Below are 13,183 nucleotides of genomic sequence, written 5' to 3' on the forward strand. Positions count from 1 at the left end.
GCGTCTACTCCGCGGCGGCCGGCGGCTTGCGCACGGAGGGATGCAGGCCGGATGGATCGACGATCATGCCGAACTCCTGGAGATTGTGCGCGTGGCAGAGCTGGTGCAGCGCAAAGGCCTGGTCGATCGCGGCGGGCTGGCCCATGACGTCGACCGAGCGGTTGACCGCCTCCTTGGTCAGCTTCAGCGCGAAGGACGGCTTTGTCGCGATCCTTCGCGCCAGCTCCAGCACCCGCGACGACAGCTCGGCGCGCGGCACGACCTGGTTGACCATGCCGAGCTGGTGCGCCTCCTCGGCGCTCCAGCTGTCGGCGGTGAACAGGAACTCCTTGGCCTTGCGCGCGCCCAGCTCCCAGGGATGCACGAACCATTCGACGCCGCACACGCCCATGGTGACGACGGGATCGCAGAACTGCGCATCATCGCTGGCGACGATGAGGTCGCAGGCCCAGGCCAGCATCAAGCCGCCGGCGATGCACTTGCCGTGGACCTCGGCAATGGTGGGTTTTGCCAAATTGCGCCAGCGCCGGGTGATCTGGAGATATATTTCCTGCTCGCGCGCGAAGCGTCCGTGCGCGTTCGGCTCGGCAAAACCGCCCCAATTTCCGATCGGTGGAAAATCGACGCCGGCCGTGTTCTTGCCGGCGGGGCGCAGGTCGTGGCCGGAGGAGAAGTGCGGGCCGTTCCCGGCGAGAATGATCACCTTGACCGCATCGTCCTGCACCGCCGCATCGAAGGCGGCGTTGAGGTCATAGGTCATTTGCAGGTTCTGCGCGTTGCGCGCCTCGGGCCGGTTCATCACGACACGGACGATCGCCGGCTCCGGCCGCTCCACGAGGATGGTCTCGAACGAGGACATCGCGTTCCCCCTGGTGCTCTGTCTTATTGTTTCGTCGAGTTGACTATGTCGGCTCGCGATAGGCAAGAGGCTTGCGTCAGTCGGCTGCTGGTCTCGGGCGCGCAATCTGGTAGTTTGCGCCGGATTCCACCGGGAGAAATTTGATGCGCAAGATCCTGACCGTGCTGGCCGCGTTGGCCTCGCTGAGCCTGACCAATTGCGGCTACAACGCGATCCAGAGCGAGGACGAGCAGATCAAGGCCAATTGGTCCGAGGTCGTGAACCAGTATCAGCGCCGCGCCGATCTCGTGCCCAATCTCGTCAACTCGGTGAAGGGCTTTGCCCAGCAGGAGAAGGACGTGCTGCTCGGCGTCACCAATGCGCGCGCCAAGGTCGGCAGCATCCAGGCGACGCCGGAGGTGTTGAACGATCCCGCCGCGTTCCAGAAATTCCAGGCCGCGCAGAGCGAGCTCTCCAGCGCGCTGTCGCGCCTGTTGGTCGTCACCGAGAACTATCCGCAGCTGAAGTCGGACGCCTTGTTCAAGGACCTGATGTCGCAGCTCGAGGGCACCGAGAACCGCATCACGGTGGCGCGCAACCGCTACATCAAGGCGGTGCAGGAGTATAACGTCACTATTCGCTCGTTCCCGACCAATCTCACCGCGATGGCGTTCGGTTACAAGGAGAAGCCGAACTTCTCGGTCGAGAACGAGAAGGCGATCTCGACCGCGCCGAAGGTGGATTTCAATCCGGCGCCGGCGCCGTCGAAGTAAGCGCGTTCGGCTCCGATGCGCGTCCCACCCACCACTGTCATTCCCCGCGAAAGCGGGGAATCCAGTACGCCGCGGCTTCTCCGTATCCCGCCGGCGTCTCTGGAATACTGGATCGCCCGGTCCCGGCTCTGCCAAGGCTACGCCGAGGCTCACACGGGTGCTCGGCGCGCCGAAGCTTCAGCGAAGGCGGCGAGCCGGGCGATGACAGCGAGTGTGTGGTGCGCGATCATCATTGCAGCACTCCTCCTCACCTTTGTCATTCCCACCCGCGCCGACGTCGCCGTCCCCCAGCTCACCGGCCGCGTCGTCGATCAGACCGGCACGCTCTCCAGCAGCGACATCGCCACGCTCACGCAAAAGCTGCGCGATTTCGAGAACCGCAAGGGCAGCCAGATCGCCGTCCTGATCGTCCCGACCACGCAGCCGGAGACCATCGAGCAGTTCTCGATCCGGGTCGCGGAGGCCTGGAAGGTCGGCCGCAAGAAGGTCGACGACGGCGCGATCCTCGTCGTCGCCAAGAGCGATCGGCATTTGCGGATCGAGGTCGGCTATGGTCTCGAAGGCGTGCTCACCGACGTCACCTCCCGGCGCATCATCGACGAGGATATCACCCCGAAGTTCAGGAGCGGCGATTTCGCCGCGGGCATCAGCGCAGGCGTCGACCGCATGATGCGGGTCATCGACGGCGAGCCGCTGCCGTCGCCCTCGCGCAGCGTCAACTTCGCCCACAATCTGGACGATCTCGCGCCGGTATTCGCCGTGGCGCTGTTCGCCTCGATCGGCGTCGGCGGGTTCTTCCGCGCGATCCTGGGGCGGCTGCTCGGATCATTGGTGACCGGGGGCATCATCGCGGCAATAACCTGGCTCATCCTCGGCTCCGCGGCGCTCGCGGCGGCTGTCGGCATCCTCGGCTTCATCGTCGGATTCATCGCCGATCTGTTTTCGGCGATCACGCCGGGCACAGGCGGTTCGCGTGGCGGCTCGTGGTCGAGCGGCTCCTCGGGCGGCTGGAGCAGCGGATCGTCGAGCAGTGATAGTGACAGCAGCTTCAGCGGCGGCGGGGGCAGTTTTGGTGGCGGCGGCGCCTCGGGGAGCTGGTAGCGGTCATGAGCATCAAGCGCATTGCCCGACATCTCGTGCAGCATCATTGGCGCGCGAAGCAGATTTTTCCGCAAGCGGTGCTCGACCGCATCGAGCAGGCAATCAAGCGCACCGAAGCCACCCATTCCGGCCAGGTCCGCTTCGTCGTCGAAGGGGCGCTCGACGGCCGTCCGCTGTTTCGCAACCAGCCGGCCCGCGAGCGCGCGCTCGACGTGTTCTCTCACTTGCGCATCTGGGACACCGCCCATAACAACGGCGTTCTGATCTATCTCCTGCTTGCCGACCGCGACGTCGAGATCATCGCCGATCGCGGCATCGATGCGAAGGTCGGCGCCGAGGGTTGGGAAACGATCTGCCGCGCGATGGAGGCCGAGTTCAGATCGGGCCGGTTCGAACATGGCGTGATCAGCGGCATCGAGGCCGTCTCGCGCGAACTGGCAAAGCATTTCCCGCCGCAAGCGCCGCATGCGAACGAGCTGCCGGATGCTCCGGTCGTGATGTGACAGGCCATTCCGACCCCGTTCATCTTCCCCCGGTTACGAATTGTTTCACGCCCGCCACATCGGTTCCATGTTCCCGGCCCAATTCGGCCCCGGATGAACTCCTAAAATTTCGGTAAGCGGGTCCGAAGGTAAGGATTTCGCAAGCAATGAAAGTTACCAAAAGGTCAACCGAGACTGGAGTATTTGAGCCGTGAGCGAACCAATGCCCGAGCAGGCTGCCCAGGATGCCGCTGCCATCGGCGCCGCAGCGCCGCAGGCCGTCGAGGCTGCCGTCGGTATCGAGGCGCCCTCGATCGCCCCCGACCACGAAGCACCGCCCAAGCCGGATCCAGTCAAGGCCGACGCCCCGAAGGTGGAGCCGCCGCGGATCGAAGTGCCGAAGGTTGAGGCTGAGGCCAAGCCCGAGCCGAAGCTCGGCAAGCTCATTGTCATGCCGCCCTCCGACCGCGCCTTTGAGCGCGAGGAGTTCGCTCCGCATGGGAAGGCGGACGAGCCGCGCGAGACCGGCAGCAAGCGCCGGCTGTCGGCGATGGCCGCGGTGGTGGCGATTGCCGCCAGCGTCGGCGCGATCAGCGGTGCGCTCGCGACCGCGGGAATGATGCATTTCGCCGCACCCGCTCCGGCTCCGGTGCAGGTCGCCGACACCAGTGCGCTGGATGCCTCCGTCGCGCGGATCGATGCCGATCTCGTCGCACTGAAGGCCAATGTCGAGCAGAGCTCGAAGACCGGCCTCACCCAGTTCAACCGGGCCAACGACCGCCTGGACAAGCTCGAGAAGGCGCAGGCCGAGCCGCTGGCCAGGATCGCAAAGCTGTCCGAGACCGTCGACAAGCTGCGCGCCACGCCGCCTGCCGCGCCCGCGCAGGCCGCAACAGCAGCGCCCAAGGAGACCACCGGCTCGATCGCTTCGACCCAGACCCAGGTCGCGACCGCGGCGGCTGCACCGGCCCCGGCGCCCGTAGCTCCCAAGACCGAAGTCGGACGTCTGCCGACGATCGAAGGTTGGCGGCTGCGCAACGCCAGCAACGGCGGCGCGCTGATCGAGGGCCGCGACGGCCTCTACGAGGTCTATCCCGGCGACCCCATCCCCGGCGTCGGCCGTGTCGATGCGATCCGCCGCCAGGATGGCCGCTGGGTGGTCGTCACCTCAAGGGGGCTGATCGTCGGACGCTGAGCGTTTCGATATTCGACTTTCGAGGAGGCGCTTCACCGCGATGTGAGGCGCCTTTTTGCTTGAATAGGCACGCTTGCGCGGTGTTACCTCAGGCATGGGCCGCGCGTTGCGAATTCTCGTTGCTGCCGCCGCATTGCTTGGCGGTGTCGTTTCGCTCTTCGCAGCGGAGAGCGCTGCGCTGACGCGCGGCACCGCGATCACCGATCCAGCTCTGCTGCGCAAGCTCGACCAGAACGACACGCTGACGATCTCGCGTCTTTTGGCGCCGGAGCGGAGTTCGGACGTCCCGCTCACGACCGAGGCGATGTTCGCCTCGCTGCCGCAGCTGAAAGCGATTCTGCCCGCGATCGATGCGGAGTTCGACCGCTACATCGCCTGGTACAAGGCGACCTATCCGGGCGAGACCATCGGCGTCGGCGAGGGTTTCGACGCGCAATTGTTCGATCGGGTCAATCTGACATCGCGCGAGGCGCGCTTCGTGCTCGCCGGCATCGTCAATCGCATGGACCGTGCCTATGTCTCGCAAGAGTCCTGTGGCGAGATCCGGCTGATCTTTCGTCTGGCGCGGTTCGATCGCGGGCCGGATGGTGGCAAGGTCGCAACGCGCCTGCCGATGACGTTCAACCTCGTGATGAAGGCGCGCGATGCGCGCCAGACGGATGCGAACGGCAAGCCGGTCAGCTGCGCCGAGATCGCGCGGCGCTGGCTCGACAATGGCGACTGGCAAGATTTGATCGGCAACCGCCTCCCACCTGACGACGCCATGCTCGACCGCATCGAGACCAACATCCAGGTCTCGGTCGCGCCGAAATCGGCGCTGCACGATTTCCGCTCCGATTATCTGCTCAAGGTGTTCAGGTACGATGCTGCCACCAGGACGTTCGAGGAATCGACGCTGGAGAACCAGATCGACCGCGACCGCATTCTTGCCGACGATGCGCTGCGGCGCGACTTCAAGGCCTGGCTGCTCGCACCCGAGAACTTGCGCGCGTTCGATCGCGGCACGGTGCTGATCCCGGAAAAATTCCTGGCCAGGGCCGCAATGGTGCCGACCCCCGTCGGTCTCGACGCATCGGCCTTGCAGCCGGAGTTCGGCTTGATGCAGGGGGAGGGCCAAGGCGATCCCGTCTTCACCGACAATGACGTGGTCGGCGCGCTGAAGCAGGCGACGGCCCGCGGCCTCGACATGCAGAACATCCGTTCGGTCGCAGGCTTCCAGCGCCGTCTCAACGACATCACCTGCGCCGGCTGTCACCAGACCCGCGGCATCGGCGGTTTCCATTTCCCGGGCGTCGATTGGCTCGAGGACAGACCGTCGAATGCCGCCATCGTGGCGGCCTCGCCGCATTTCTTCAGCGACCAGCTCCGCCGCCGCGACATCCTGACCGCGTTCGCGGCCGAAAAAAGCCCCGATTTCTCACGCGGATTTGCCGATAGGCCGCAGACCCGCGGCAGAAGCGAGCTGGCCGGCAGCGAATATCAGGACGGCTGGGGAGCGCATTGCTCCCTGCAAGATCCGGGATCGGGAACGCCGGACAGGAGTTTTACGTCATGGAGCTGTGCTAACGGTTTGACCTGTCAGGCTGCCACGGCCTCGCGCCGCATCGGCATGTGCTTCATCAAGACGCGTTAGCGCGTGATCCGGAAAGGGTCACGGGCAAGATAAAGCTCGATCGATTTGGATGACCCATGACGGATACCGGCAACGCCAACAAGGCGCGCAATCGCGAGATCGCGCGGAACGAGGAAGCCAAGCAGGTCATCGGCAGCGCGCGCGTGAGCATCTGGGCCGTCGCGGTGGCCGTCATCGTCGGCGGCATTCTGTTCACGCTCGGCTGGCTGTCGCTGAGGTAGGCCGCACTATCTTTCGTCATGCCCGGGCATGTCCCGGGCATCCACGTTCTCGTCCCCGCGCTCAAGATCGTGGATGGCCGGGACAAGCCCGGCCATGACGGAGCTGAGGTTTCGGCGCTGGCACCCTCACTTCGCGTAGTTCGTCATCCGCTTGCCGGGCAGCAGCTCGTAGGCCGGCTTCCAGCCCGGCAGCGCGGCCATGCGGCCAAGCCAGGCATGGATGGCGGGATGGCTCGCCGCGAAATCGAAGCCGTGCTCGTCGCTCGGATAATGCAGATAGGCCATCATCGAGATGTCAGCGACCGTCGGCCTTGCGCCGATCGCGAAGGCATTGTGCTGAAGATGGCCGTCGAGGATACCGAGAAAGTCCTCGAGCCGCCTCCGGAAATGCTTCAGCACCTGCGGGTCGTTTTTCTCTGTGAAGGCGCGCATGAAGCGGTAGGTCGCCATGTAGCCGGTGAGCTTGTGGTTGTCCCAGAACAGCCAGCGCAGCAGCTCGAACTTCTCGTCCTCCGTCTCGGCGCCGAAGCGGCTGTACTGCTCGGCGAGCTTCAAGAGTAGCGGCGCGGTCTGCGTCATCTTCACGCCGTCGATCTCGAGCACGGGAATCTCGCCCATCTCGTTCACGGCCTTGCGCCACTCCGCCGTGCGCGTGACGCCGCCGGCAAAATCGGTCCAGACCGGCTCGAACGTCTCGCCGCAGAGCGTGAGCATCAGGGCCAGCTTGTAGCTGTTGCCGGATTCGGGGAAGTAGTGCAGGCGGTAGCTAGGCATGGGACCTCGCGGCATCGGTGTGTTGCCGATTGTTATAGCTAGGTAGTCCGGCATCGTCATTGCGAGCGCAGCGAAGCAATCCAGCAATGCATCCGCGGAGATACTCTGGATTGCTTCGCTGCGCTCGCAATGACGGAGTTTGTGGAGACGACGGGGCTACCCCACCGCCCCCGACGACCTCAGGGCCATGATCGCCGCCTCGTCATATCCCGCCCCGCGTAAAATCTCGTCACTGTGCTCGCCGACGGCCGGCGGCTTGCGCGGCTGCACCTTCCTGGCGCCGTCGATCCAGATCGGGCTGTTGATGGTGAGCATGGTGTCGTTCTCAAACGGCACCAGCACGTCGTTGTCGAGCATCTGCTTGTCGTTGGGGATGTCGTCCAGGATGGCGACGACGCCGAACACAAGGCCATTGCCGTCGAGGATTTTGCGCCATTCAGCGAGATCTTTCGTGGCGAAGGTCTCGTCCAAGATCTTGATCAGCTCGACCGAGCGGGCGTGGCGGTCGGCCTTGGTGACGAAGCGGGGGTCGTTGATCAGATCCTCCCGGCCCAGGCATTTGGCGAGCGTCGGAAACTGCTTCTCCTCGTTGAGCAGCGACAGGATCAGCCAGCGGCCGTCCTTGCACTGATAATGATTGGCGACGGCGTTCAGCGCGCGCTCGCGCGGGCGCCGCTCGCCGAACTTGGAGCCGCAGAGTTTCGCCTGCGCCAGCACGCTCGCCGCCCACACCCCGTTTGCCATCAGGTTGGAGGCGACATGCGAGCCCTTGCCGGTCTTCTCACGCTGATACAGCGCGGTGACGATGGCGCCGTAGAACGCCATGGCGCAGGGATGGTCGCCCATGCCCGCGACCGAGCGCGCCGGCGTGGTGTCGGTGTCGGCGCGGACGAGATCCATCAGGCCGGAGCGCGCCCAATAGGCATTGCTGTCGAAGCCGGGCTTGTTGGCCTCCTCGCCCTTCTCGCCATAGCCGGTGAAGGAGGCATAGATCAGCCGGTCGTTGAGGTGGGCGAGGTGGTCATAGGTGATGCCGAGCTTGGCGCGCACCGGCGGCGGCATGTTGGTGATGAAGACGTCGGCCTCCGCCACCAGTCTGTAGAGCACGGCCTGCGCTTCCGGCTTGGACAAGTCGAGCGCGATGCTCTTCTTGTTGCGCGCCTCCAGCAGCCAGGCGAAATTGTGCTCGCCTGAGGGATAGCCTGGCAGGTTCGGCAGGTTGCGATAGGGATCGCCAGCGCCCGGCGGCTCGATCTTGATGACGTCGGCACCGAAATCCGACAGCACGGTCGCGGCCGCGGGCGCTGCAATGAAGCTCGCGCAGTCCAGAACCTTCAGGCCCGCAAAAATGCCCTTCTCCATCGCGGCGTCGCTCCCTCGCTTCAGTCGTTTCCCGCGCGCTGGAATTGGCGCGGGCCGGTGATGGGAGCATTAGACCGATGTTTTGCCGGGATGCAACGGCGCCTGGCGCAGGGCCTCACTCCTCCCCCGCAAGCAACGCGGCATTGCCGCCGGCAGCCGCGGTGTTGATCGTCACGGTCTGCTCGGTGGCGAAGCGCGCGAGGTAGTGCGGGCCGCCGGCCTTGGGGCCGGTTCCGGACAGGCCGCTGCCGCCGAATGGCTGCACGCCGACCACGGCGCCGATCATGTTGCGATTGACGTAGATGTTGCCGACCTGGACGCGGTCGATGATCGCCTCGATCGTGTCGTCGATGCGCGAATGGATGCCGAGGGTCAGCCCGTAGCCGGTGCGCGCGATCGATTCCAACACACGTTCGAGGTTCTCCGCGCGATAGCGCACGACATGCAGGATCGGGCCGAACACCTCCTCGGTGAGCTGACCGGCCTCCTTGAGCTCGAAGATATGCGGCGCGACGAAGCAGCCATCCGGCGCGGCGCCTGCAAAGTGCAGCCGCGCCTCGCGCTTCATCCGCGCGATATGCGCATCGAGGCGTTGCTTGGCGTCGAGGTCGATCACCGGCCCGACGTGGGTCGCAACATCTCCGGGATCTCCAATCCTGAGTTCGCGCGCGGCGCCCGCGATCATCTCGATCATGCGGTCGGCGACATCCTCCTGCACGAACAACAGCCGCAGCGCCGAGCAGCGCTGGCCGGCGGAACGGAACGCGGAGGTCACGACATCGTCGGCGACCTGCTCGGGCAGCGCGGTCGCATCCGCGATCATGGCGTTGATGCCGCCGGTCTCCGCGATCAGCGGCACGATCGGCCCGTCCTTGGCCGCGAGCGTCCGGTTGATCTGGCGCGCGACCTCGGTCGAGCCGGTGAAGACGATTCCGGCGACATCAGGATGCGCGGTGAGGACCGCGCCGATACGACCGTCGCCGGTGACGAGATGCAGCGCGTTTGTGGGGATGCCGGCCTCGTGCAGCAGGGCGACGGCCTCGCGTGCGATGCGCGGCGTCTGCTCGGCGGGTTTTGCCACCACGCTGTTTCCGACCATCAGCGCCGCGGTCACCTGGCCAAGGAAGATCGCCAGCGGAAAATTCCACGGCGAGATCGCGACGAACACGCCGCGGCCGCGAAGGCTAAGCGCGTTGCTCTCGCCGGTCGGCCCCGGCATAGCGACATCAACGCCGAACAGCTTGCGGCCCTGCGCGGCATAGTAGCGGCAGAAGTCGGCGGCTTCGCGCAGCTCGGACAGCGCATCGTCCAGCGTCTTGCCGCCCTCGGCTTGCAACAGCGCGATGAAACGGGCGCCGCGGCTTTCCAGGAGATGCGCGGCCTGCTCCAGCGCCGCCGCGCGCGTGCCCGCCGGCGTCCGGCTCCAGCTGGCAAAGCCGGCGCGCGCTGCCGTCACCGCCGCGTTGGCCTGATCCGGCGTGGCATCAGCGACAGGTTTGAGATCGACCGCCTCGCCCCTGACGTCCGTCAGCAGCCGGTCGAGTGCGGCACGCTCACCGAATTCGACGCCGCGCGAATTGCGCCGCTCCGGCGCAAACAGATCTGCCGGCAACGGTATTTTGGCGTGGGGTGCCTGTTGCGGCCGGCCGATGGCATCGGCGGGACGCTGCAGCAGCGCCGAAACCGGCACGCGATAATCGGCGGCCTGCGCCACGAACGAGGAGTTGGCGCCGTTCTCCAACAGCCGCCGCACCAGATAGGCGAGCAGGTCGCGATGACTGCCGACCGGCGCATAGGTGCGGTAGGCGATGTCGGGACGATCCTTTGCGAGTTGCTCGTAGAGGGCTTCGCCCATGCCGTGCAGGCGCTGGAACTCGAAGCCACCGCCATCTTGTGCGAGCTCCAGAACCGTCGCGACCGTCAGTGCGTTGTGGGTGGCGAATTGCGGGAAAATGCGCGGCCGCAAGGCCAGCAACTTCGTCGCGCAGGCGACGAAGTTCAGATCGCTCATCGCCTTGCGCGTGAACACGGGATAGCCGTCGAGCCCGCGCTCCTGCGCGCGCTTGATCTCGGTGTCCCAATAGGCGCCCTTGACGAGGCGCACCATCAGCTTGCGGTCATGCGCGCGGGCGAGCGCATCGACATAATCGATCACCGCGCTGGCGCGCTTCTGATAGGCCTGGATCGCGAGGCCAAATCCGTCCCATCCCTGAAGCGAGGGATCGGCGAGCGTCGCCGCGATCACGTCGAGCGACAGCTCCAGCCGGTCGGCTTCCTCGGCATCGACGGTGAAGTTGAGGTCATGCGCCTTGGCGCGTTGCGCCAGATCGAGCAGCAGCGGCACCAGTTCGCGCATCACGCGTTCGCGGCTGATCGCCTCGAAGCGCGGATGCAGCGCCGAGAGCTTGACGGAGATGCCGGGCCGGTCGGGCAGGGGATGGCGGCCTGCCGCCTTGCCGATCATCTCAATGGCGCTGGCATAGGCATCGAAATAGCGCTTCGCGTCCGCCGCCGTGCGCGCACCCTCGCCGAGCATGTCGAAGGAGTAGCGATGCTTCTGGCCGGAGCGGGGCCGGCCGCGCTCCAGCGCCTGCTCGATGGTCTCCCCCAGCACGAAATGATTGCCCATCAGCCGCATCGCCTGGCGCGTCGCGGTGCGCACGGCAGGCGCCCCCAGCCGCTTCACCAGACGGCCGATGGTGCCGTCAGGCGTCTCGCCGGGCTGGATCACCCGTGCCGACAGGCCGAGCGCCCAGGCCGAGGCGTTGACCAGGAACGCCGTGGACTTGGTCTCGTGATGGATGAAGTCGCCTTCGCCGAGCTTGTCCTCGATGAACTGGTCGGCGGTGCGTGCGTCCGGCACGCGCAGCAGCGCTTCCGCCAGGATCATCAGCGCCAGCCCTTCCTTGGTCGAGAGCGCGAACTCCCGCAGCATGTCCTCGACCCCGCCAAGATTACCTGCAAGCCGGTCGTCGCGCTTGCGGATCGCCTCGATCAGCCGCGTCGCGGTGCGGTCGATCTGGGCCTCCCGTGGCGGGGCGAGATGCGAGGCCGGCAAAAGCTTTGCGGCGATCTCGGCGTCATCGGGAGCATAAGGCGCGGAGAAGGGCGGCGGGATGTTCGGCATGGCGTGTCCTGTGGCTGAAATCCAGGATAAGGCCCGCGTTACCGTAGTTCGATAGACAATCTAGCTTCTTTGCCTTAGAAAATGAAGAGCACTAGCCATTTTGCCACATAAGATATGGAACTCGATCGAACAGACCGGAAAATCCTCTCGATCCTGCAGGAGGATGGGCGTATCGCCAATGTCGAGCTCGCCGAGCGCATCGGGCTGTCGCCGACCTCGATCGGCGAGCGGCTGAAGCGCTTGCAGCGGGAGGGCTTCGTCGAAGGCTATGGCGCGCGGCTCAACCCGCACCGGCTCGGCCTTGGACTCCTGGTGTTCGTCGAGGTGCTGCTCGACAAGACCACGCCCGACAATTTCGAGCGGTTCGCGCGGGCCGTGAGGCTCGCACCTGAAGTGCTGGAGTGTCACATGGTTGCCGGCGGCTTCGACTATCTCGTGAAGGCGCGGCTGGCAGACATGACCGCCTATCGACGCTTTCTCGGCGAGACCCTGCTGTCGATGCCGGGCGTGCGCGAGACGCGGACCTATGCGGTGATGGAGGAGATCAAGCGCGACGCACCGCTGCCGGTGGGTTAGCGAAGTGCAGTCGCGATTGTCATTGCTGTGGTTCGATGAGCGGTCTTCGCAGGAAAAAATAGCTATCCTTGTGCAATCGCAACGCCTGTCGTCGAATGCACCGGCCGTCTTCTTAAATTTTCTTGGCCCGCTCCCGGACTAATCCGGGAGGCAGCAAAGGCTGCGCGGGCTTATACTTTGAGGTTCTCCGCGGAGGTCTTGCCCCGGTTTGCGATCTCTTCGTATTCCACCGTCTGTCCCTCGTTGAGGGTCGACAGACCGGCCTTCTGCACTGCCGAGATATGCACGAACACATCCTTGCCACCCGACGCAGGCTGGATAAATCCATAACCCTTCGTCGGGTTGAACCACTTGACCGTACCTTTAGCCATCACGACTTCTCCGCGGGTCTTCCTCCGAGATCTCGAACCGCCAGTCCCCGCCAACCGGCCGGTTCGGTCCTAACAGGATACGCGGAATGTGGCAGGCTTGGTAGCTCAAACCACATCGCCATTTCGCCGAATTCCGCTCAACTTCGCGGCGTTTTTGCCGGTTTTGCCCGTTTCGCGGTCAAATGGCAGGAGCGCGACGGATCTACCGCAGAGAAAAGATCGAGCAGCGAGCTCGTTCTTACCCTCCCCTGGAGGGGGAGGGTCGATCGCGCGCAGCGCGAGCGGGGTGGGGTGATCTCTCCGCACCGGCAGTGTCGGATGTGGAGAGACCGTCACCCCACCCCGCTACGCATTGCGCTGCGCTCCATACGTAGCGACCCTCCCCCTCCAGGGGAGGGTAAGTGCGCGCGTGCCCTCAATAAGTCGCAGCCAGATAATCGACGATCTTGCCGACATCGGCATCGTCGATCGGTGCGCCATAGACCTTGATCATCTTGGTCACCTCGGCCTGCCAGAACGCCCTCTTGTCCTTCATCGGCGGCTGCGTGGCGACGTAGTCGGACGAATGGCAGGCGCTGCAATTGCCCTGCACGACCTCGAGGTTGGGACCGGGCTTGAAGGCGGCGACCTCATCGGGGGTCTTGTAATTCACCGGCGCTGCAAGCGACGAACCCATCAATGCGGCGACGGCGAGTGTGATGGCGAGGAGAGCAATGCGCTGCATGATCAG

At 65.2% G+C, this 13,183-nt stretch carries 13 protein-coding genes; 7 read left to right on the forward strand and 6 right to left on the reverse strand.

Annotated elements, in window-relative coordinates; all coding sequences use genetic code 11:
* Window positions 1-4 precede the first annotated feature (4 nt).
* Window positions 5-859, reverse strand: a complete 855-nt coding sequence (locus HZZ13_RS28750) for an enoyl-CoA hydratase (protein ID WP_197962890.1) — start codon at window positions 857-859, stop codon at window positions 5-7.
* Window positions 860-1,002: 143 nt separating this feature from the next.
* On the opposite strand from HZZ13_RS28750, the gene HZZ13_RS28755 reads away from it, so the two are divergent.
* The 6 genes from HZZ13_RS28755 (at window position 1,003) to HZZ13_RS28780 (ending at window position 6,243) form a co-directional block, all read left to right on the forward strand.
* Window positions 1,003-1,611 (forward strand): LemA family protein, encoded by a 609-nt coding sequence (locus HZZ13_RS28755; protein WP_197962891.1) that lies wholly within the window; start codon window positions 1,003-1,005, stop codon window positions 1,609-1,611.
* 201 nt (window positions 1,612-1,812) lie between these two features.
* Window positions 1,813-2,712: a TPM domain-containing protein gene (locus HZZ13_RS28760; RefSeq protein ID WP_197962892.1), complete on the forward strand. Its 900-nt coding sequence runs from the start codon at window positions 1,813-1,815 to the stop codon at window positions 2,710-2,712.
* 5 nt (window positions 2,713-2,717) lie between these two features.
* Window positions 2,718-3,215 (forward strand): TPM domain-containing protein, encoded by a 498-nt coding sequence (locus HZZ13_RS28765; RefSeq protein WP_197962893.1) that lies wholly within the window; start codon window positions 2,718-2,720, stop codon window positions 3,213-3,215.
* A gap of 202 nt (window positions 3,216-3,417) precedes the next feature.
* Window positions 3,418-4,389: a hypothetical protein gene (locus HZZ13_RS28770; protein WP_197962941.1), complete on the forward strand. Its 972-nt coding sequence runs from the start codon at window positions 3,418-3,420 to the stop codon at window positions 4,387-4,389.
* A 94-nt stretch (window positions 4,390-4,483) separates the two neighbouring features.
* Window positions 4,484-6,022: a hypothetical protein gene (locus tag HZZ13_RS28775; RefSeq protein ID WP_197962942.1), complete on the forward strand. Its 1,539-nt coding sequence runs from the start codon at window positions 4,484-4,486 to the stop codon at window positions 6,020-6,022.
* A 56-nt stretch (window positions 6,023-6,078) separates the two neighbouring features.
* A complete protein-coding gene (locus tag HZZ13_RS28780; RefSeq protein ID WP_193760502.1) occupies window positions 6,079-6,243 on the forward strand; it encodes a hypothetical protein in 165 nt (54 codons plus the stop codon).
* A 126-nt stretch (window positions 6,244-6,369) separates the two neighbouring features.
* Here the strand turns inward: HZZ13_RS28780 and HZZ13_RS28785 are convergent, their stop codons facing one another.
* The 3 genes from HZZ13_RS28785 to putA form a co-directional block, all read right to left on the reverse strand.
* Window positions 6,370-7,017: a glutathione S-transferase family protein gene (locus tag HZZ13_RS28785; RefSeq protein WP_197962894.1), complete on the reverse strand. Its 648-nt coding sequence runs from the start codon at window positions 7,015-7,017 to the stop codon at window positions 6,370-6,372.
* A 156-nt stretch (window positions 7,018-7,173) separates the two neighbouring features.
* Complete coding sequence (locus HZZ13_RS28790; protein WP_197962895.1) at window positions 7,174-8,379, reverse strand: CaiB/BaiF CoA transferase family protein; 1,206 nt, start codon at window positions 8,377-8,379, stop codon at window positions 7,174-7,176.
* 115 nt (window positions 8,380-8,494) lie between these two features.
* Window positions 8,495-11,506, reverse strand: a complete 3,012-nt coding sequence (gene putA, locus HZZ13_RS28795; protein WP_197962896.1) for a bifunctional proline dehydrogenase/L-glutamate gamma-semialdehyde dehydrogenase PutA — start codon at window positions 11,504-11,506, stop codon at window positions 8,495-8,497.
* Between the two features lie 114 nt (window positions 11,507-11,620).
* On the opposite strand from putA, the gene HZZ13_RS28800 reads away from it, so the two are divergent.
* Window positions 11,621-12,082, forward strand: a complete 462-nt coding sequence (locus HZZ13_RS28800; RefSeq protein ID WP_036009699.1) for an Lrp/AsnC ligand binding domain-containing protein — start codon at window positions 11,621-11,623, stop codon at window positions 12,080-12,082.
* A 170-nt stretch (window positions 12,083-12,252) separates the two neighbouring features.
* Here HZZ13_RS28800 and HZZ13_RS28805 read toward each other — a convergent pair whose 3' ends face one another.
* Window positions 12,253-12,453: a cold-shock protein gene (locus HZZ13_RS28805; RefSeq protein WP_008563500.1), complete on the reverse strand. Its 201-nt coding sequence runs from the start codon at window positions 12,451-12,453 to the stop codon at window positions 12,253-12,255.
* A gap of 415 nt (window positions 12,454-12,868) precedes the next feature.
* Window positions 12,869-13,177 (reverse strand): SorB family sulfite dehydrogenase c-type cytochrome subunit, encoded by a 309-nt coding sequence (sorB, locus tag HZZ13_RS28810; RefSeq protein ID WP_197962897.1) that lies wholly within the window; start codon window positions 13,175-13,177, stop codon window positions 12,869-12,871.
* Window positions 13,178-13,183: the final 6 nt, after the last annotated feature.

The organism is Bradyrhizobium agreste (assembly GCF_016031625.1).
Lineage (GTDB): Bacteria > Pseudomonadota > Alphaproteobacteria > Rhizobiales > Xanthobacteraceae > Bradyrhizobium > Bradyrhizobium agreste.